This window comes from Mesorhizobium sp. L-8-10 (genome assembly GCF_016756635.1).
Taxonomy (GTDB): Bacteria; Pseudomonadota; Alphaproteobacteria; order Rhizobiales; family Rhizobiaceae.
The window spans coordinates 3278725-3299328 of the sequence record NZ_AP023263.1 but is presented as its reverse complement, the minus strand read 5'-3'; the positions used below and the strand labels follow the sequence as shown (position 1 = coordinate 3299328).

Annotated in this window: 16 protein-coding genes; 3 read left to right on the top strand and 13 right to left on the bottom strand. The window is 65.8% G+C overall.

Annotated features, from left to right (window positions below; translation table 11 throughout):
- Positions 1 to 150 precede the first annotated feature (150 nt).
- Together JN280_RS39450 and JN280_RS15265 are read right to left on the bottom strand one after the other, a co-directional pair.
- On the bottom strand, positions 151 to 4068 hold the full coding sequence (locus JN280_RS39450) for a beta strand repeat-containing protein (RefSeq protein ID WP_274609082.1): 3918 nt from the start codon (positions 4066 to 4068) through the stop codon (positions 151 to 153).
- A gap of 612 nt (positions 4069 to 4680) precedes the next feature.
- Positions 4681 to 4908, bottom strand: a complete 228-nt coding sequence (locus JN280_RS15265) for a hypothetical protein (protein WP_202313282.1) — start codon at positions 4906 to 4908, stop codon at positions 4681 to 4683.
- A 267-nt stretch (positions 4909 to 5175) separates the two neighbouring features.
- On the opposite strand from JN280_RS15265, the gene JN280_RS15260 reads away from it, so the two are divergent.
- On the top strand, positions 5176 to 6207 hold the full coding sequence (locus JN280_RS15260) for an NAD(P)/FAD-dependent oxidoreductase (RefSeq protein ID WP_202313280.1): 1032 nt from the start codon (positions 5176 to 5178) through the stop codon (positions 6205 to 6207).
- Between the two features lie 168 nt (positions 6208 to 6375).
- Here JN280_RS15260 and JN280_RS15255 read toward each other — a convergent pair whose 3' ends face one another.
- The gene (locus JN280_RS15255) at positions 6376 to 7074 is read right to left on the bottom strand and encodes a winged helix-turn-helix transcriptional regulator (RefSeq protein WP_202313279.1); all 699 of its coding nucleotides are present in this window, start codon (positions 7072 to 7074) and stop codon (positions 6376 to 6378) included.
- Between the two features lie 107 nt (positions 7075 to 7181).
- Between JN280_RS15255 and JN280_RS15250 the strand changes: the two genes are divergently transcribed.
- Positions 7182 to 8594: an FAD-binding oxidoreductase gene (locus JN280_RS15250; RefSeq protein ID WP_244743334.1), complete on the top strand. Its 1413-nt coding sequence runs from the start codon at positions 7182 to 7184 to the stop codon at positions 8592 to 8594.
- Between the two features lie 444 nt (positions 8595 to 9038).
- Here JN280_RS15250 and JN280_RS15245 read toward each other — a convergent pair whose 3' ends face one another.
- The 10 genes from JN280_RS15245 to JN280_RS15200 all read right to left on the bottom strand — a co-directional run bounded on the left by JN280_RS15245 (position 9039) and on the right by JN280_RS15200 (position 18347).
- The gene (locus tag JN280_RS15245) at positions 9039 to 9650 is read right to left on the bottom strand and encodes a flavin reductase family protein (protein WP_202313277.1); all 612 of its coding nucleotides are present in this window, start codon (positions 9648 to 9650) and stop codon (positions 9039 to 9041) included.
- A gap of 2 nt (positions 9651 to 9652) precedes the next feature.
- Positions 9653 to 10879, bottom strand: a complete 1227-nt coding sequence (locus tag JN280_RS15240) for an acyl-CoA dehydrogenase family protein (protein ID WP_202313276.1) — start codon at positions 10877 to 10879, stop codon at positions 9653 to 9655.
- 89 nt (positions 10880 to 10968) lie between these two features.
- On the bottom strand, positions 10969 to 11748 hold the full coding sequence (locus JN280_RS15235; protein ID WP_202313275.1) for an alpha/beta fold hydrolase: 780 nt from the start codon (positions 11746 to 11748) through the stop codon (positions 10969 to 10971).
- A 22-nt stretch (positions 11749 to 11770) separates the two neighbouring features.
- The gene (locus JN280_RS15230) at positions 11771 to 12784 is read right to left on the bottom strand and encodes a zinc-dependent alcohol dehydrogenase (protein ID WP_202313274.1); all 1014 of its coding nucleotides are present in this window, start codon (positions 12782 to 12784) and stop codon (positions 11771 to 11773) included.
- A complete protein-coding gene (locus JN280_RS15225; protein ID WP_244743333.1) occupies positions 12781 to 13836 on the bottom strand; it encodes a branched-chain amino acid ABC transporter permease in 1056 nt (351 codons plus the stop codon). The genes JN280_RS15230 and JN280_RS15225 overlap by 4 nt, the downstream gene beginning before the upstream one ends.
- Before the next feature lie 4 nt (positions 13837 to 13840).
- Positions 13841 to 14701: a branched-chain amino acid ABC transporter permease gene (locus JN280_RS15220; protein WP_202313273.1), complete on the bottom strand. Its 861-nt coding sequence runs from the start codon at positions 14699 to 14701 to the stop codon at positions 13841 to 13843.
- Positions 14688 to 15419 carry an ABC transporter ATP-binding protein gene (locus JN280_RS15215; protein WP_202313272.1) on the bottom strand — a complete coding sequence of 244 codons (732 nt, stop codon included), beginning with the start codon at positions 15417 to 15419 and terminating at the stop codon, positions 14688 to 14690. The genes JN280_RS15220 and JN280_RS15215 overlap by 14 nt, the downstream gene beginning before the upstream one ends.
- Positions 15416 to 16144 (bottom strand): ABC transporter ATP-binding protein, encoded by a 729-nt coding sequence (locus JN280_RS15210; RefSeq protein WP_202313270.1) that lies wholly within the window; start codon positions 16142 to 16144, stop codon positions 15416 to 15418. The genes JN280_RS15215 and JN280_RS15210 overlap by 4 nt, the downstream gene beginning before the upstream one ends.
- A gap of 15 nt (positions 16145 to 16159) precedes the next feature.
- Entirely contained in the window at positions 16160 to 17461 is a 1302-nt protein-coding gene (locus JN280_RS15205) for an ABC transporter substrate-binding protein (protein WP_202313268.1), read from the bottom strand.
- A gap of 67 nt (positions 17462 to 17528) precedes the next feature.
- Entirely contained in the window at positions 17529 to 18347 is an 819-nt protein-coding gene (locus JN280_RS15200; protein WP_202313266.1) for an SDR family NAD(P)-dependent oxidoreductase, read from the bottom strand.
- Positions 18348 to 18679: 332 nt separating this feature from the next.
- Here JN280_RS15200 and JN280_RS15195 point away from each other — a divergent pair, with 332 nt between their 5' ends.
- Entirely contained in the window at positions 18680 to 20302 is a 1623-nt protein-coding gene (locus JN280_RS15195; RefSeq protein WP_202313264.1) for a XylR N-terminal domain-containing protein, read from the top strand.
- Positions 20303 to 20604 lie beyond the last annotated feature (302 nt).

Here is a 20604-nt window from a genome sequence, read left to right as displayed (position 1 = left end):
GTCAAGACGATGCCATGCGCCAGCAAATGGGGTCCGTCCTGGCCAGGACGAACTGCCGCAGCCGGAAGGATCTGTTCCGATCGGCAGAAAGGTTCCTGTTCCTGCGGCTGCGGTAGCGCCGGCCTTGCCCGATCCAGGTCACCTGGGAGTTCAAATCACCTGGAAATCCGCATGCGTTAGGCCAAGGTTCGGCGCGAGCGTGGCGAAGTGGACGGAGCCTCCCGCAGCACTCCCGTTGCTGTCGTAGAACAACCTGCCGGTGTCGGTCTCATAGATGATGCGGTCATCCGCGTCATGCGCGAGCCCGCTGGTGCTTTTCCAGAACTTGCCTGCAGCAAGCGTGCCGGTTCCGGAGCCCAGCCCCGGCATCACCGCATTGTCCAGACGGATCGTGTCGGCGGCAATGTTGAAGTCGGTGATCCGGTCGACATTGGGCGCAGCGGTGAGCGCGGTGTTGAAGACGAAATAGTCGTTGCCCGCCCCACCGGTCAGCGTGTCGTTGCCCGTGCCGCCGACCAGGGTGTCGTTGCCGCCATAGCCGTAGAGCTGATCGTTGCCGGCATTGCCGTAGAGGCTGTTGTTGCCGTTGTTGCCGATGACACGCTGCGAACGCTCGTTGCCGGCGAGATCGATCGTGCCGGTGCCGGCAAGAGAGGTCGTCGCGAGCGTCTCCACATGCTGGCCGGCGGCCAGGGTATAGCTCACCCAGGCGTAGACGGCGTCGTTGCCCTGTCCGGATGCCTCGAACACCCTGTCGCTCGCGCTGTCGACATAAAAGCGGTCGTCGCCGAGGCCGCCGGACATCTGGTCGACGCCAGCCCCGCCGTTCAGCAAATCGTTGCCGCCATAGCCGTAGAGCTGGTCGTTGCCGGCATTGCCGTAGAGGCTGTTGTTGCCGTTGTTGCCGATGACACGCTGCGAACGCTCGTTGCCGGCGAGATTGATCGTGCCGGTGCCGGCAAGAGAGGCCGTCGCGAGCGTCTCCACATGCTGGCCGGCGGCCAGGGTATAGTTCACCCAGGCGTAGACGGCGTCGTTGCCCTGTCCGGATGCCTCGAACACCCTGTCGCTCGCGCTGTCGACATAAAAGCGGTCGTCGCCGAGGCCGCCGGACATCTGGTCGACGCCAGCCCCGCCGTTCAGCAAATCGTTGCCGCCATAGCCGTAGAGCTGGTCGTTGCCGGCATTGCCGTAGAGGCTGTTGTTGCCGTTGTTGCCGATGACACGCTGCGAACGCTCGTTGCCGGCGAGATCGATCGTGCCGGTGCCGGCAAGAGAGGTCGTCGCGAGCGTCTCCACATGCTGGCCGGCGGCCAGGGTATAGTTCACCCAGGCGTAGACGGCGTCGTTGCCCTGTCCGGATGCCTCGAACACCCTGTCGCTCGCGCTGTCGACATAAAAGCGGTCGTCGCCGAGGCCGCCGGACATCTGGTCGACGCCAGCCCCGCCGTTCAGCAAATCGTTGCCGCCATAGCCGTAGAGCTGGTCGTTGCCGGCATTGCCGTAGAGGCTGTTGTTGCCGTTGTTGCCGATGACACGCTGCGAACGCTCGTTGCCGGCGAGATTGATCGTGCCGGTGCCGGCAAGAGAGGCCGTCGCGAGCGTCTCCACATGCTGGCCGGCGGCCAGGGTATAGTTCACCCAGGCGTAGACGGCGTCGTTGCCCTGTCCGGATGCCTCGAACACCCTGTCGCTCGCGCTGTCGACATAAAAGCGGTCGTCGCCGAGGCCGCCGGACATCTGGTCGATGCCAGCCCCGCCGTTCAGCAAATCGTTGCCGCCGGATCCATCGAGCACATTTGCGGCACCATCGCCCGCCAGCGTGTCATCAAAGGCGGAGCCGACGACCTGTTCGATGGCAATGAGCGTGTCTCCAGCCGCATCCCCGCCAACCCCGGATCCGGTCGTCAGGTTGACGGTCACGGCGGAATTCGAGCCGGCATAATCCGCAATGTCAGCACCTGTGCCGCCATCCAGCACATCCGCACCTGATCCCCCCACCAGCACATCGTCGCCGAGGCCGCCGTGGAGCACGTCGTCGCCATGACGGCCGCTGAGGAAATCGGCTCCCCCTTCGCCCTGCAGGAGATTGTCTATGCCGTCACCCCGGATCGCATCGTCGAACCCGGTGCCCCTGATCTGCTCGATGTTCCTCACACGGTCATAGTCGCCGAAACCGTCCTTGATGCGGGCATAGCCTTCGGCGTCGATGTCCTCGAGATCCGCGTCGATTCCCTCTTCCCCGCCCGTGTTGATATCACGCCTGTAATCGAGTATGTCGACGTCGGCGCCGCCGTCGAGCACGTCGGCGCCGGCCAGGGCACGGAACCTCTGCGTGCCAAGCCCGCCGGTCATCACATCGACCTGGTTCGTGCCGCGCACCGCTTCGATATTGGTGAAGTGGTCGACGTCGCCATACGGGTCCACGATCGACCCGTCGGTGGTATTGGCAGTGCCGTCGTCGAAGGTCACCGTGATGCCGCCGGTCCCGCCATGCCATTGCGAGTGATGGTAAGTCACTTCGTCCCAGCCGTCGCCGCCATCGATGGTATCAGCACCGCCATGGGGGTCGAAGAGCTCGTCCTGGTCGGAACCTGTGATCGAATCTGCGAAGTTCGTGCCAAAGACCCGCTCGATCTCGATCAGCGTATCGGTGTCGCCGAAGGGATCGGTCGCCACCCCGGTCGCGAGATTGACCACGACGCCCTGAGTGCCCCCTTCGGCAGCATCCTGCATGTAGTCGACGGCGTCGTAGGCGCCATTCTCGTCATCGCTTGTGCCCGAGCCTCCGTCTATGATGTCGTCGCCCGCGCCGCCGGCGATGACATCCTCGTCCTCCATGCCGTAGATAGCGTCATTGCCGGCATGGCCGAACAGGGCATCAACATTGGCCGTTCCGGTCAGCGGGTTGTCGTCGGCTTCGGTGCCGTGCAGGCCTTCGATGCCCGCAAGCAGGCCGAACGCGATCGAACCGTTGCTGAATTCGACGAGTTCGATCTCCGAGACGACATCCTGATCGTCGCCATTGCCGCCATGGTCCGTGACCGTGTAGGTCCCGTCACCATTGGACGTGATCGAATAGTCGTAGCTGCTGCCCTGCAGCACCAGCACATCCATGCCTTCACCGCCGGCGATGAAGTCGAATCCGCGACCGCCTGCAAGAATATCGTCGCCTGCGCCACCTCGCAGAAGGTCGTCACCATCCCGACCATCGAGGAGATCGTTTCCGCCCTCGCCGCGAAAATCATTCGCCCCGGCATCGCCGCGAATCGCGTCGCCGAATTCCGAGCCGCGGATCTGCTCGATGTTCCTGACGCGGTCCTCCGCTCCGAACCCGTCCAGGATACGGCCGAAGCCCTCGCCGTCGACGTCCTCCAGATCGGCGTCGATACCGTTGAGGCCGCCGTAATTCGCGTCGCGCCGATAGTCGACCGTATCGTAGTCGCTGCCGCCGTCGATTACATCGGCGCCGTCCAACCCGCGGAACCTCTGGTCTCCCAGCCCGCCTGTCATGGTGTCTGCGTATCGCGTGCCGCGAATTGCCTCGATATTTGCGAAGGTGTCGGTATCGCCAAACGGGTCGACAACCGTACCGCCGCCAATTCCGGACATGTCGTTGTTGAAGGTCACGACGATGCCGACGGCGTTGCCGCCATATTGATCGGCGAGGTGATAGTTCAGTTCGTCGAACCCTCCGGCACCATCAATGAAGTCGGCGCCGCCATTTGCGAAGTAACTCTCGTCGTTGTCGGATCCGATGATCGTGTCGGCGAGGTTCGTGTCGACCACGCCTTCGAATTCGGTGATCGTATCGGTGTCGCCATAGCTGTCGGTCGCGGTTCCGGCGGCCAGATCGACGACAACCCCCTGCGAGCCGCCGTCCTGCATGTAATCGAGAATGTCGTACAGATCATTGTGGTCGTCATCGGTGCCGGAGCCTCCGTCGAGCGTGTCGTTGCCCTCACCGCCGGAGATGACATCCTCGCCTTGGAGGCCAAGGATCACGTCATCTGCCGAAGTGCCGACCAGGACGTCGTCACCGGGAGTGCCTTGAATATTGTTCGCCATCTTGATTTCTTCCCCGCCAGGATCGCTTGACTGCGGCCTGTGTAGGAAGTGTGCCGGGGCCCGGCATCCCCCATATGGGGAACGCGCGGTCGAGAAATCCAGGATTGCAAGGCCGCCCGAATGCCGATCGCCCCCGAATGCCGATCGCCCCCGAATGCCGATCGCCCCCGAATGCCGATCGCCATGTCGGCATGGCACGCGGGCAACACCGCCGGATCGCCGATGGCCTCTATCCGCCGGATCCGGAAATGGCCGCGCAGCTCTTTTCGACCGGCCCGTGTCTCTCCGGGATGCTGCAGTCTTTGTGCACAGGCCCTGCCGGGATTCTGCCGGACAGCCGTGCCGGGCAGTAGGCGGAGATGCCGCCGCAAACGACCGTCAACAGCGCCGGCTCGACATGGTCGCGAAATGGCACCAGAAGGCCCGCGCGGTCGGCTCTGCGGGCCAGGCCGGAACCCGACGCCTACATGCCATCGGCGGCCAGTTCGTCATCTTCACCGCTTTGTTTCGCAGGGCGGCGCGGCCTCAAGCGTACATCGGGGCTGCCCCCTCACCGCTCGACCTTGCGGGCGGCGATTGGGGGGCGCGATCCAGTGGTCCGAGGCGGCCCGATCATGATCGGTCCGCTGTTTCTTCCTCCGGTTCTATGAGGTCGATCAAGGAGGCCACCCGGGTTCCCGGCAGCGGCCGCCCCTCGCTCATCAATGCCTCGTCGCCGAATGCCCAGGCCCATGCCTCTCTCAGTTCCTCCACCGAAGCCCCCGTCGAGATAATCTCTGTAATCGTTGCCTCGTCCACAGGGCCAAGAACCGAGACGACATCCTTGCGTGTCATGGTCATCGTTTTCCTCCGTCCACTTTTCCGGCGCCTGGCTGGGCATCGCCGATCTGTACTGCCTGCAGCGTAGCGCCTGTGTCCCGTTTGAAACGAAGTCGGAACCCTTGACGTTCCGGACATGTCGCCACCAACTCATTCTCGTCGGCCGCCGGAACGGGACCGGGCGGGGTCTGCGGCCGTTGCGACCTCCTGGAGAGTTGGCGGCCCGCCGGCTATGGTGATGGAGGCTGCCTTCCACTCCACACGCCAGACTCATTGGTTGGGGGATACATGAAAACCGGACCGCGTGTCGTCATAGTGGGTGGTGGCATTCTGGGTGCCTCTGCGGCCTGGCACCTGGCGCGAGCGGGCGCCGATGTGACGGTGCTGGAAAAGCGACCGGAGGCTGCCGCGGGTGTCACGCGCTGGTCTTATGGTTGGGTCGGCACGAGCAGTGGGTTGCCATCCAGTGATCCCGCCTGTTTCTCCCTGGAAATGGAGGCTGTGCGCGAATTTGCGCGGCTGGCAGACGAACTGGGTCCCTTGCCGATCGCGGCCCGGGGCGCTGTCGTTTGGCGCGACATCGACGAGGAAACGGCAGAACTGGTTGCGGAGCAGCAAGCCGCGGGCGTGCGCATGGAATTGCTGGACCGCGCGCAGATCGCCGAACTCGAGCCTCGCCTGGCCGCGCCCCCGGCGCTCGCCGCCTGGGCGCCTGACGATTTTGCAGTGGAGCCGGCCGACTTGACCCGCCAGCTTCTCGCGGGAGCCCGGGCCGCCGGAGCGCTGCTTCGATGCTCGGTCGCAGTCGAAGCCGTCGAGATGCGCGGAGGGCGCGTCGCCGGCGTCCATGCCGAGGGCGAGATTGTTGCCGCCGATACGGTGGTCCTGGCCAATGGAGGCGCAGCCCTTCCGCTCGTGGCGTCACTTGGGATCACGCTGCCGATCAGCGAAGCTCCGGCGGTGCTGATGCGCTTCGCGTCCGATGCGGGGCTGGCGCGCCATCTCCTCTACGATGGAGAACTGGAGCTTCGCCCGGGCCTCTCGGGCGGCCTGGTCTCGGCCGCCGATTATCCTGAAGAGGGAGAGGCGGGACTTCTCCCGCTTGCGAAGCGAACGGCCGCGAAGATCGCCAGCCTGTTTGCGCCGTGTCCGGAACCGCGCCTGCTTTCCGTCACCGGCGCGTTTCGCCCCATGACCGGCGACGGCTTGCCCCTCCGGAAGTTTCTTCCTGAGGTCGAGGGGCTCTACGTGCTGGTCGCCCACCCCGGGGTGATCCTGGCGCCGCGCCTCGGCAGGCTCGCGGCGCACGACATCGTTTGAGCCGAGCCGCTGGAGATGACGGATCGACCCGATTCTGTCATCTTCGATCATCGAGCCAATGACAAAGTACTGGAGGTCTTGGGACGTTCGCCGAACTATTGTGAATTTCAGGCGAGTGGTTTGGTTCGGCAGCGGTGCGGTGCCGCAATGAAGGCGGCATCCGGGATGTCAGCCAGCGGGGTTCGTGGCGATGCGGGAGACAGGCGTGATGTGGGCGAACATGCTGCGGGCGTTCCAGGTCGGGAAGGCTCTTGCCAGCGACAGGTCGCCGTGGAGCTGGATACGGTCCTCGCGGATGGCCTGGGCCCAACTAAGCTGGCCGGCGTGCCATTTGACGAAGGCTTCGGCTTCCGCCGTGATGTAGAGGTCCTCGTCGAAGCCAGGATATGTCTTGCAGATCTCGGTGTCTCCAAGCTCGATGAGTAGCCAATAGCGCTCACGGCGCGGGCGGCCGGTGAAGTCGAAGCGGATGACGACGCGTCGCTCCGGGAGCCGGTCCCGGCGGAGCGCGTTGCACATCGACCACAGGGCCACAAAGGGGTCGAGGTGCTGGGGGGCGATCTCCAGCCAACGAGCACCCCACTCGCCGAGCGACTGGCAGACCGTGAAGAGGTCGTGGCCCGCCGACGTGAGTTCGTAGTGGTGCCCGCGCCCGTCGGGCTTGGGCGCCGACTCGACGACGCCGATCCATTCGAGCTGCTTAAGTCGCTGGGAGAGCAGCGTACGGGACAGTCCGGGCGCGCCCTCCAGGATCTCACTGAAGCTTCCGCAGCCGAGATACAGGTTTCGGATGATCAGCGGTGTCCAGCGCTCGGCGAAAATCTCGGCGCCGCGGGCGATGGGGCAGTACTGGCCGTACGTCCTCATGACGCCAGTGTCCCACACTCGCCGTCGGCTTTGAAGTCCAGATTCTTGACTATACGGCGGCGGGCCTCCGTGGTCCGATGTGGCCGTCGAAAAAGGAGGACACGGTGATGACTCCGATAATCGTGGAAGTCGGCCACGGGACCAAGGGGCCGACCGTCGTGGAGATCGACGGGTTCCGAGGCCGGCTGATCAGTGCCGGCCACGCCGATTACGACAGCGCCCGTGCAGTCTGGAACGGTGCCATCGACCGGCGCCCGCGCCTGATCGCCCGATGCATCGGGGCTGCCGACGTGGTCGCGGCGGTGCGTTTTGCCCGCGACAACGATCTGGAGATCGCCATACGGGGCGGAGGCCACAACGTGGCGGGCACCGCCATTTGCGACGACGGGATCGTCATTGACCTCTCACCGATGCGGGGCGTGCGGGTCGACCCCGCCGACCGTAGCGCCTGGGTGCAGGGTGGTGCGCTTTGGAGCGACGTCGACCGCGAGACGCAGGCGCACGGTCTGGCCACCACCGGCGGAATCGTGAGCCACACCGGTGTCGCCGGTCTCACCCTCGGCGGTGGCGTCGGCTGGCTGATGCGCAAGCACGGCCTTACAGTCGACAACCTGCTCGCCGTCGAGGTCGTAACGGCCGACGGCGATCTGCTGCGAGCGTCCGAGGACGAGCACCCCGATCTGTTCTGGGCGTTGCGAGGCGGCGGCGGCAACTTCGGCGTGGTCACCTCTTTCGAGTTCCGCCTCCACTCCGTCGGTCCCACCGTTCTGGCGGGGCCTATCCTCTGGGACGCGACCGACGCCGGGGAGATCCTGCGCTTCTATCGCGACTTCATCCGCGACGCTCCCGACGAACTCGGCACGGTCGTGAGGTTCGGCGCCGCGCCGCCGCTGCCGGTCATCCCCGAGAATCTGCACTGGCGCCCTGTGGTGATGGTGGGCAGCTGCTACGCCGGACCGATCGAGGATGGCGAGCAGGCGCTCCGCCCGCTCCGTGCGTCCCGCACTCCCCTCCTCGACCTGGTCGGGCCCACGCCTTACGCGGAATTCCAAAGCGCGATCGACTCGACTGTCGTGCACGGTTGGAACTACTACTGGAAGTCCACCCACCTCCCCGAACTCCGCGACGACCTCATCGACGAGATCGCCGGGCATGCATTCTCCTGTTCGTCGCCGCGGTCGTACGTGGCGATGTTCCATCTGAAGGGAGCGGTGAGCCGGGTGGCCGAGGGCAAGACGGCGTTCGGGAACCGCCAGGCGTCGCACGCAATCACCCTCGACGCAGTGTGGCGGCCAGGCGAGGACTTCGGCGACCGGGACATTGCCTGGACGAGGGGATTCTTCGCAGCCCTCGGACGCTTCCGGGAAGGCGTCTACGTCAACTTCCTCGGCGGCGACGAAGACCCGGACCGGGTCCGCGAGGCGTATGGCGACTCCGTCTACGACCGGCTGGCGGACGTGAAGGCCGCCTACGACCCTGACAACATCTTCCACCACAACCAGAACATCCGTCCGGTCTGAGTGACGGTGTGGTCGGTTCCCATGGCGCAGGCGATGTTTGATAGATGCGGGGTGGTGTTGGATGGGGGCGACGCTGTCGGAGGCGTCCGAGCGGGTGCACAACAGGGTGCCAGGGCTGCGCTTTCCGCCCGGACCGGCGCTTGAACAACGCCCTGAGCGCGACAAGGAGTGACGCCGGCCGCCGGAAAAGGCAGGCAATTGTCGCTTCTGAAGCGGTCCGGCAGCGCAAAAACGTCCTTCAGGGGAGCCTCGGGTGCGCGGCGGAGCTTCCGGGCAGATTGGCGTTGGCTTCTGGAAGGCAAGACTGAACTCCTGGGCGCTTGGCACCGGGCGCGGCGTCTTCGATACGGCACAAGCGGCTTTGCCGAACAGAGATTGCCGGGGCGATTGCGGCCGTAAGACCCTCGACGATCAAGTCGTGCCTCGGCTGAACACGATGATCCGTCAGAACGTTGCCGAATCGGATGGCCACAGCATGAGCGGCGCCCTGACCACATCGGCGAGCGGACGCAGCCCATGCCAGGCACGATTGGCGTAGACCAGCGTCTCGTCCTCTTCCGGCTCGCGGTCGCCGGCTGAAACCGACAGAAATTCGGCGGTGACGACCAATGCGCCCGGCGCGGCGAGCCGCCCGCGAAGCGCGGCGCGGAACCGCAAATCCATCTGCGGATAGCAGGGCTCCCCCGTCGCGAGGCGCGTCCACGACACCTCGGGACCGAAGCGGTCGGTGCCGCTCGTGGCGCAGAGCCTGGCAAGCTGCATGTTCCCTCGCCGGACAAAATGCACGACGACCGTCTCGCACCGCGCCAGGGCCTTCGCGCTGGACGACGCTTCGGACAGCGAGAACGCGACCGTCGGTGGCTCGACACCGACGGAGATCAGCGAACTGATGGTGAGCGCGACCGGGCCGTCGCCCGGATCGCCGGTGATGATCGCAGCGCCCGCCGGGTGGTGGCGGAAAGCGGCGAGGAATGCCTTGGCTGTCGCCGCGGCGGAATCCATTGCATCGCTTTCCTGGGCCGCCGAGGCGGCCCGCTCCTGCCGGTTCGGGCGCATTGTCACTTCTTCTCGATAAGATCGTAGAACTGCCAAGTGCGGTCGCTCCATAGGCCGCCGATGTCGCGGCCGGCTGCGCTTACGATATTGGGATTGATCGTGAAGTGGTTGGCTGCCGTCAGCATTTCCCGATAGATCCGCTGCATGATGCCTCTTCTCAGCGAAGCGCCGCCGGCCGCGCGATAGACGAAATGACAGGCGTCGACGCCGGCTTCGTGCACCTCGGACTTGGCCAGGTGAATGAGGCTGATCTGCCGTGTCGAAGCGCGGTTGCCGCTTTCGATCGAGGCCTCGACATCGCGCCAGACCTCGAACAGGAGGGCGCGGGCCGCGCGCACCCGCGCCTCGGCGCGGCCGAAGTCGAACCAGAACTTGTCGCTTTCGCCGAGCAGGCCGGAACGCCCGGTCTTGCCGCGCGCGAATTTGGCGATCTCATCCAGGATGCGGCGCGATGCGCCGATCGCCCAGCCGGAGTGACCGATGGCCGCGAGACCGACGACGCCGAGACTGAAGAACTCCTTCAGGCGCTCCGGCTGCGCCGTCAGGATAGGGAACACCATGTCGTCGGGGATGAACACATCTTTTGCGCCATAGTCGATGCTGCCCGTCGCGTTGAGGCCCAGCACATCCCAGTTGCCCAAGAGCTCGTGCTTTTCGACCGGTGCGTGGGCGCACAGCACGATCACATCGCCGTTCTCATCCTTGGCCGGCTGTCCGGTGCCGTCGTCGAGAAGGGCCGCGGAGTGGGTGAAGGTGGCGTGATGGATGCCGCTCGCATAGGACCATTTGCCGTTGAGCAGGTAACCGCCGTCGACCTTCTTCAGCATGCCGGTGGGCGTGCCCTGTCCGGAGAAGCGGTTCTCCGTGCCCGGCGCATAGAGGTCGGCGATCGCGCTGTCGGGCAGGAACGCCGCCGACATCGCACCGATGCAGGCGTGCACCATCGACACCCAGCCGGCGCCGCCGCTGTGATAGGTGATGGCTTCGATCAGCTCCAGCCCCTGTGTCGGAGAGAGCTGTGCCCCGCCGATCTTCTCTTCGGCGAAGATGTGCGACATGCGCAGCGGCTTCAACGCGGCGAAGGTGGCCTCGTTCAGCCGGCCGAGCCTGTCGTTCTCCTCCGCATTCTCTTCGAGGATCGGACCGATCTTGCGCACATGTTCCAGCAGGGACGCGAAATCGGTCTTCGTTCCCCAGTAGCCCTGTCCCGGTCGCATCGTCATGTTCATGGCATTCTCCTCCTTGGGATATCTGTTCCTTGGGTATCTGGCCGCGCGGCGCCCGCCGCCTCCGGTCGGTAACGATCGATTGCCGGCGACTAGCCCGCCAGGAAGTCGCCGATCGCGATCACCGTCCTGGGGTCTTCCTGCATGGCGAAATGGCCGACGCCGGGAATGGCCAGCGCACGGGCGTTCGGAATCTTTTCCACCCAGATCGGCATCTGCGAGGCCGGCAGCAGGCGGTCCCTGTCGCCCCAGACGACCAGCGTCTCGTTGGGGATGCGGCTCAGCCAGCGGCCGAGATTGGGATGACCCATGCCGTGGACCGTCAGGATCCGCTCCAGGGCCTTGCCCTCCTTGTCGCGGGCGGCGACGAATTCCTCGAGCGGCGGGCAATGCGAGCCGCCGGGGAAGTAGCGCAGCGCCACATCCACATTGTGGGCGAGGTATCCGGGGAGCGCCTCGGGGCCGATCGCGGCGAGGTCCGTGGCGGGATGGTCCGGGTGGTTGAGCCCCGCCGGCGCGTTGAGCACCAGCCGCCCGAAGCGCTCGCCCGCGACGGCTGCCATTTCGGCGGCCATCCAGCCACCCATCGAGTGGCCGACCAGATGCGGGCGGTCGAGGCCGAGCGCTGCGACCAGGCGCAGATTGTGGACGATCATGTCCTGCATGCCCGCGATGTGCGGCGCCGCGGCGCTCTCGCCGAACCCCGGATGGAACGGCAGATAGACGCGGAAGCGGTCGGCCAGGCCGCGCGCCCACTCATGCCCCTCGAGGGTGGCCGCGCCATGCAGCGCCAGCACGGCCGGCCCACTGCCGATCGCTTTCACCGCCGTGCGCACGCCATCGATGTCGAAGACCAGCGTTTCGAAATCCATCATGTCCTCCCATATCAGCCGATCAGCCGGCGTCGGCCGTGATCAGCACCTTGCATTGGGTCGTGCGGCGCCTGAGCGCCTCGAAGGTCTCCGGAACCTCTCCGAAGCCGATCCGTCCGGTGATGAGCGCCTGCGGCCGGAACTTTCCGGGGCCGAGCGCTTCGAGAGCCATTTCGAATTCGGACATCCCGAAGAAGGCGGCGAAGACGACCTGGATCTCTTTCGAAAGCGCCGCGAAGGGGTCCCATTCGTCGCCGCCGACGCACAGGCCCACCCCGACGACGGTCCCATGCACCCGCACGAGCCGGCACGCGAAGTCGATCAGCCCCCGCTTGCCCACGCATTCGAAGACGATATCGGGCAGCACCCCCGTCTGATCCTGGAATTCGGCCGCGAGACCGGGACCGGAAAGGGCGAATCCCGTGGCGCCTATCGCCAACGCCCTCCCCTCCTGGTGACGATTGATGTCGGCGACGACGACATGCCGGGCACCAAGCCGCCGCGCCCAGAACGCGACGAGCAGCCCGATCGGCCCGGCGCCGAGGACGAGCACGGTGTCCCCCGGCTCGAGCCCCGAGCGCATGACCGCGTGGAGGCCGACCGCGACCGGCTCGGCCAGCGCACCTTCCACCAGCGGCAGGTCGTCTGGAAGCGCGCAACACTGGCGCGCGGCAACGGTTGCGAATTCGGCATAACCACCGCCGATCAGCCGCATGTCGGGGCACCAGGCCGGCTCGCCGCGACGGCAGCTGTCGCAGCGGCCGCAGCCCCGCATGGGTGCGACGGCCACGCGATCGCCGGGCCTCAGCCCATTCACCTCGTTGCCGCAGCGCACGACCTCGCCGGCGAACTCGTGGCCGAGCACGAAACCTTCGCCAACCCAGAAGGTCGCGGGATCTTCGGTCATGTGCAGGTCCGATCCGCAGATGCCGCATGCCGCGATCCGGATCAGCACCTCGTCCTCGGCCGGTTCGGGGATGCCGAGGTCGCCTATGCGCAGCGGCCGGCCTGCGCCTTCGAAGACAGCTGCCTTCATCGCCGATCCTCCATGAGCGTGCGTCGCGTCGGGAACCACGGGGCGTCGACCAGCCTGCAGATCAGGCCCCAGACCCCGCCCCGCGCGAACAGCGCCATGAACAGGGTGAGAAGACCGAGCACGACGAGATAGGTGGCCCCGTATTCGCCGAACCATCTGTCGGCGAAGAAATAGATGAGCGCGCCGATCAGCACCCCTTCCAGGGATCCCAGTCCGCCGACCATCACGATGAAGATCGAAATGTTCGCCCAGTTCGGGTCGTAGGCCGAGGGCGGCGTTATGCGCAGTTGCGCCATGAAGTAGATGGCGCCGGCAAGCCCGGTGCCGGCAGCCGCGCCGATCCAGATGAGAAAGCGCAGTCGCCCGACATTGACGCCCTGGCTTGCCGCCGCGACGGGATTGTCGCGGATGGCGGTCAGCGCCAGGCCGTAGCGCGAGCGCAGCAGCAGATAGCTGCCGCCGAAGGTGACGAGCAGCATCAGCGCCGTCAGCAACGACACGCCGATCGCACGCTCGTCGGCGGAGTAGCTGGTCATCACGCGCAGGCTCATCCCGGCGCCGGCATTTACGTAGGTGAAGACGGAGGTGGCGAGCCGCATCACCTCGGCGATCACCCATGTGCCGATCGCGAAGTAGGGTCCGTCGAGCCGGTGCAGCAGGCCATAGGTGGGGATCGCCAACACCACCGGGGCGATCAGGCACAGAAGCACCGCCGCGAATGGATTGATCCCTAAGAGCTGGGCGAGCACGAACATCATGTAAGCGGCGACGCCGACGAAGGCCTGCTGCCCGACGGAGACCAGCCCGGCATAGCCGGCGAGCAGGTTCCACATCTGCGCCACCGCGATGTAGCAGCAGAGCTCGACCACGCTCCGGATCAGGCCCTGGCTCGCCCACCAGGGCATCGATACGATGGTGATCAGGACGCCGACGCCGATCAGCATCGCGATCATGCCCGAAGTCGTCTGCCGCTGGACGCGGACCGACGGCATCTCCGCCGCGTCGACAGGGGCGGCCACAAGCGCCTCTTTCACCACGAGCGCCTCTTTCACGGTCTCATTCCTTCCCCAGCAGGCCTTGCGGTCGCAAGGCGAGAACAATCAGGAAAACGAGATGCCCGGCGAGAATGCCGAAGCCCGGATCGATGCGGAATCCGACGGACTGGCTGACGCCGAGCACCATCGCCCCGATGAAAGCCCCCCAGATCGAGCCCATGCCGCCGATGATCACTGCTTCGAAGGCATAGATCAGCTGGAACGGCCCGTCGGCGGGAGCGACGGTCGCCCGCATCGACTGGAACACCGCGGCGAAGCCGAGGATCGCGACCGCCACCGCTGTCGCTCCGGCATAGACCCTCTTTGGGTTCACGCCGGTCATGGCCGCAGCATCGACGTCGGCAGCGGCCGCGCGCAGCGAGCGGCCGAATTTGCTGTATCGCAGAGCGGCATCGAGACCGCCCGTCAAGACCGTCGCCGTGACGAGGACGATGACCGGCAGCACGCCGACGAACAGCGGGCCGACCTGGACGGAGGCCTGCGCGATGTCGCTCGCTCCTCCAAGCGAGCGGGTATCGGCCGACCAGACCTGCAGCATGGCGTTCTGCAGCGCCACCGACAGGCCGAACGTGGCGATCAGCGATGGCAAGGGATCGGAGCCGACCACCCGGTTCAGGACGACACGCTGCAGGAGCAGGCCAAGGACAGCGCCAAGCGCCACGAGTATCACCAGCACCGTCCATGGCCCGAGCGAGAACGTTGCCGCAAGGCTGATCCCGATCAGGGCCAGCAGGATCATCAGGTCGCCATGGGTGATGTTGACGATCCGCATCACCCCGAACATCAGCGCCATGCCGAGTGCGTACTGGGCGTAGAGACCGCCGAGCAATATGCCCTGCACGAGCCCGTCAAGCCACTGCATGGGACGCTCCGAAATAGGCTTCGCCGATCGCCTCCCGGCGGATCTCCTTGGAGCGGCCCGTCAGGGTGATACGGCCCTCGAGCATGCAGTAGAGCCTGTCCGAGGCGGACTGGGCGAGCCCGACATCCTGCTCGACCAGCACGATGGCGGTTCCGTTCCGCGAGATCGACGGGATGGACTGGTAGATCTCGCGCACGACCTTGGGCGCGAGCCCGAGGCTGATCTCGTCGCACAGGAGCAGGCGGGGCTGGTTGAGCAGCGCCCGGCCGATCGCCACCATCTGCTGTTGTCCGCCCGACAGCGACTGCACCAGCGTGGACCGCTTCTCCCCCAGGATCGGGAACAGGCCGAACACCCGCTCCAGTGTCCAGCCTCCCTCGCGCAGGCTGGAGGCGGCATGGTCGATGGCCACCCGCAGATTGTCCTCCACCGACATGCCGGTGAACAGGCGGCGGCCTTCGGGCACGATGGCGACACCATCCGCCACCATCCGATGCGGCTGTGCCCCGCCGACGTGGCGCCCGTCGAGGCGCACCATCTCGGGCGCGACCCGCAGCAGCCCGATGATCGACCTGAGCAGCGTCGACTTGCCGGCGCCGTTGGCTCCGATCAACGCCACGACCTCGCCCGCGGCGATCTCGAAATCCACTCCATGGAGCGCCTGGAAGTCCCCGTAGCGGGCGACAAGGCCATGCGTGGAGAGCAATGCCGCACTCATGCCTCGATACCCATGTAGACGCGCCTGACCTCGGCACTGTTGACGACGTCCTGCGGCTTGCCCTCGGCGATCTTCTCGCCGAAGTTCAGCACCATCATCCGGTCGGCAACGGCAAGCACGGCATGCAGGACGTGCTCGATCCAGACGATGGTCACACCGCGGTCGCGGATGCGCCGGATCAGGCCGACCAGCGCCTTGCCCTCCTCGTCGGTCAGGCCGCCGGCGATCTCGTCCAGAAGCAGGAGCTTGGGATTGGAGGCCAGCGCGCGCGCCAGCTCCAGCCGCTTGCGGTCGAGCAGCGTCAGCGAGCCTGCCGAGCGGTTGGCCTTGTCGCGCAGTTCGCAGTCGCGCAGGATTTGCGAACACGACGCGTAGCTCGCGGTTTCGGACCGCCCGCCGCCAAAAGAGGCGGCGACGAGCAGGTTCTCGAATGTCGTCAGCCCGACATAGGGACGCGGGATCTGGTAGGTGCGGCCGATTCCCATCTGGCAGCGACGGTAGGGCGGCTGACGGCCAAGCGGATGACCGGCAAAGACGAGCTCGCCCCGGTCGACCCTGTGATCGCCGCTGATCAGATTGAACAGCGTCGTCTTCCCCGCCCCGTTCGGACCGAGTATGCCCAGGACTTCGCCTGCGCGGACCTCGAAGCTGACGTCGTGGAGCACGCGCACCGCTCCGAACGACTTGCTCAGCTCCCGCGCTTCGAGCAATGCGCTGTCGACCATCCTCCTTCCCCGGCCTTATGCCGACCAGGGCATGAGTTTCATCTTCTGTTCGGGCTCGAAGAGCTTGTTGACGCTGTTGTCCACGATCTTCAGGTCGTAGGGCCAATTCTCTCCCGTCACCCACTGCCCTCCGAAGATTGGCGTCGTGGAGACGTTGGCGTGCGGACCTTTGGCGAAATTGACGTTGCCGATCAGCGTGTCGAGATTGGTGGCCACGATCGCCTCGAGATTGGCTGCGCGGTCGAGCGGGTTGGCTGACCGCTTCAGCACGTCGAGCGCCACTTCCCAGATGGCGTGGCTGTAGCCCAGCGGCTGCGTCCACTGCTTCTTGGTCTCGCTTTCCCACAGATCGGCAATATCTCGGCTGGCCTGGCCGGTCAGGGTCGACTTGAACGGGAAGGCCGGCGTCCACCAGACTTCCGACGACATGCCGTCGCCGAGCGGCCCCAGCGCCTGGATGCCGGACGGGAAGAGCAGCGCGGCCGCGACCGTCATGGCCTTCGGCTTGTAGCCTTGCTGGGCGCACTGGTTGACGAAGGTCTTGAAGTCGGCCGGATAGGTAATGCCGCCCACGATGTCGCAGCCCGCCTCCTTGAAAGCGTTGATCTGGGCCGTGTAGTCGTTGGTGCGCGGCTGGAAGAAACCGGGCACCACGATCTCGAAGCCGGCCTTCTGCGTGGGCGCCGGCAGGCCGTAGTCATTGTTGCCCCAGGTCTCGCCATCGGCGTTCTGCGGGAACAGCATACCCACCTTGCGGTTCGTCTCGATGGTGTCCCACAGGCCGACGAAGGTGTTCAGCGCCTCGTCCAGACCCCAGAAGAAGTGGTAGGTCCACTTGAACGGCTTGTCCTTGCCGCCGCGCGGGAAGATGATCGCCTGCCACGGCGCCCCGGTGGAGATGCACGGGCATTCGTAGAGTTCCGCCTGGTCCGCCGCCGGGCTCACGGTGTCGGTCGTCGATGCCGGCAGAAGCAGGTGCACCTCTTCGTTCAGGATGAGGTCCCCTGACACTTGCGCCGCCTTGTTGGGGTCGGACTGGCCGTCACGAACCAGGATCTCGACATCGTAGCGCCCCGTCGAGGTTTCGAGCCCGTCCTTCAGCAACTCTTTGATCTTGCCGACTGCCCAGCCGTCGGTTTCGCCAAACAGTGCGAGCGGGCCGGTGGACGGGGTGACGAAACCCACCTTGATCGTGCCCGCGGTCTGGGCGCGCGCCACCATCGGCCTGCCGAGCGTCGAGGCGGCAAGACCCGCACCCAATCCCTTCAGAACCGTCCGGCGCGACGGCCGTGCGGAATGATCCTTCAGTTTCAACATGATTTCCTCCCTTGATTATTGTCTTCTCGTCCCCGGAGCGCCGAACCTCCCTGGCGCCTCGATGCCGCTATCTGAATCGGAGCATCGCCCCCCCATCGATCACGATCTGGCTGCCGGTCATGTAGGATGAGCAGGGCGATGCGAGGTAAAGCGCGAGGCCCTTGATATCCTCGGTGTCGCCGATCCGGCCGATCAGGGATTGCCCCTCGAAGGCCCGACGGTCGGCTGGGATCTTCAGACGCCCGCCCGCGATGTTGGTCATGAAGGGCCCGGGCGAGATGCAGTTTATCAGGATGCCGTAGGCGCCGAGCTCCATCGCCATCTGGCGGACGAAGTGATCCACCCCTGCCTTGGCCGGCATGTAGGGCGTGCCGACGATCGCCTCGTTGATCTGTGCGGCGATCGACGAGGTGACGATGATGCGGCCGCCACCGCTGTACTTCATGTGGCGCGCCGCATGCTTGACGGTCGTGTAGACGGAGGTGAGGTTGACCTCGATCACCTGATCCCAGTGGTGGTCGTCGAGCGCGTCGATGGCGCCCTCCGGAAGCCGCTGCCCCTCGGTCGACAGGAACCCGGGCCCGGCGTCGATGCCGGCATTGGCAAAGACCACGTCGATGCGTCCATGCCGGTCCGCCACCGTGTCGAATGCCGCCGCCATCCGGCCGCGGTCGGCCACGTCCAGGGCTTGGCCCCAGACATCGCCGCCGCGGGCCACCATCCCGGTGACGACCGCTTCGAGACCTTTTGCGTCTATGTCGAAGATGCAGACGCGCGCGCCGTTATCCGCCATCACCTCGGCGTAGGCACGTCCGATGCCGCTCGCGCCACCGGTCACGATGACCGACTTGCCTCGTACATCGAACATCTCATGCAACGTCGGCATGCTTCCTCCCATGTTGCGGCAGCCGCAGCGCTCACACCGTCGGACCGGCAAGCCCGTCGTCGAATGAGCGTCGCTTCCTCCCGGCGGCACCATGTGCGGATTAGGGGATCAAGTCCGACATCTCTGTCAAATCAGCAACGCGATGGAAGCTGCAGGACTTGTCATATCTGCCAAATCGTCTTTATAATTCAGTATGATATCGCCAGATCATGAAGTTACTGTGCGCACAGCGTACAAGCCTTCTTCATGAAATGCTGACAGCGGCTTGACGATTTGATGAAAAGCCTGAACTGTTCCGATCGTCGCGGATGGAAGTCGGAGAGGGACACGGCATGAAGGCACCGCTTGAGCCGTCGAAGCTGCTCGATCGCGGCAAGCCGACGGTTCGCGAGCTGCTCTCCAGCCTGGTCTTCAATCCCGTCGACGGCACGATACGCCTCAACGGCGACCGCATCGTCATGCAACGCGCCGCCGTCGGCGTGGAACTCCGCCGCGAGTTGACCCGTCTGCTGGGCCCGCAGGAGGCGCGCGTGTTCCTGATGCGGCTGGGCTTCCTTTCAGGGCAGGCCGACGCGCGCTTCGTGCGGACGAACTGGCCGAATGTCGACATCGGGGATGCCTTCACGGCGGGCACGCGCCTGCACACGTTCAGCGGCGTGGTCAGGGTCGAGACCGTCTACAACGACTTCGACTTCCGGAAGAAGCGCTTCTCGGCGGAGTTCCTCTGGCATGACAGCGTCGAGGCTGCCGAATTCCGGCGTCGGCACCGGACAACGGAGCCGGCCTGCTGGACCCAACTCGGCTATGCCTGCGGCTATGCCAGCGAATTCTTCGACACTCTCATCATCTACAAGGAGGTGGAGTGCGCCGCCCAGGGGCACCGCCACTGCAAGGTCGTCGGCAAGCCGGCCGACGTCTGGGGGCCGGGCGACCCGGAAGTGATCCTCTTTCGCGAACGCATCATGGCGCCACAAGAAGGCAGCCTCTCCGAGCCGCTGCGGAGGGTCGCCGCCCGCACCGCCGAGAGCGCCCTTTCCGAGCTCGACCGACTGGTCCTCGCGCCGGTGCGGGCCGAACTCGACAGGCTGGCGCCGATGGCGCTTCCCGTCATGATCACCGGCTCGCCCGGCACCGGCCGGAGCCGCGCGGCGCGCTATCTTCACCGCGCCTCCGGCGGATCCGGAACCGAGCCGCGTCATGTGTTCGGCAATCGGGTCGACCTCGACCTCTGCGCCGAGATTGCGCGGCGCGGCAAGGGAGGACGCCGGGGGCCCGGCAGCGAAACGATATTGATCGATGCCGCGGAGCAGATCCCGTCAGACGTCCAGCCCCATCTCGCCCGCGCGATCGAGGATGGGATGGTGGTCGGCGGGCCGCGCATTGTGGCGCTTGTCGGCTATGATCCGTCCTCCGGCCCATTGGGGCCGCCGCCCTTGTCCTCCGAACTGTGGTACGCCCTGTCGGCGCTCGCCGTGCGCATGCCCACGCTCGGCGAGCGCGAAGGCCAGCGCCTTGCCATTGCTCGGACATTGCTTCCGGTGCTGGCAGCCAGGATGGGCATCGAGCCGCCGCGCCTCGACGGTCCGGCGGGCAAAGCAATCGAGCGGGCGACCTGGCCGGGGAACCTTCGGCAAATGCGGACGGTGCTCAGCGCCGTGCTCGCCGCGCACCGCGACGGCCAAGCCGTTTCACGCGCCGAAATCGAGGCGCAGTTGCTCCGCTTTCCGTTCACTGCCATGGCGGCCGGCGACGATCCGCAATCCAGGCTGCGACCGCTGGTCGACCAACTGCTGGCCGAGGGAGATTTCTCCCTGTCGGAGCTGGAGCGGTCGGCCTACCAGGCGGCGGTCGACCGGGCGCGCGGAAACCTGTCCGCCGCAGCGCGCCTCCTCGGCCTCACGCGAGCCCAACTCGCCTATCGCCTCGGCGCCGGCGGCGGCCCGGCCGCCGTCTAACGTCGCCAAAAGCATGAGGCCAGCCTATCGATGCTGCGTATGAGATTGCTATATGCATCACTGGTCCGCAGAGGAGCGTCCCAGCTCCTGGTGAAGCCGCTCTGAAGCCACGCCAACGACCGCCCGGCGACGCGCGCCGGCTGGCCGGAATGGATAGCCGCCGGGGCAACGTCCGGCCTGCGGATCAACGTTTTTGTACGTTTTCATTTTGTGTCTGCAATCAAAGCCTTACGCTCCTGAATTTCAGCGTCGCCTCGATCGAAACGCTCGTCATCCATGATCTCTGATGGGTGACCGATCAG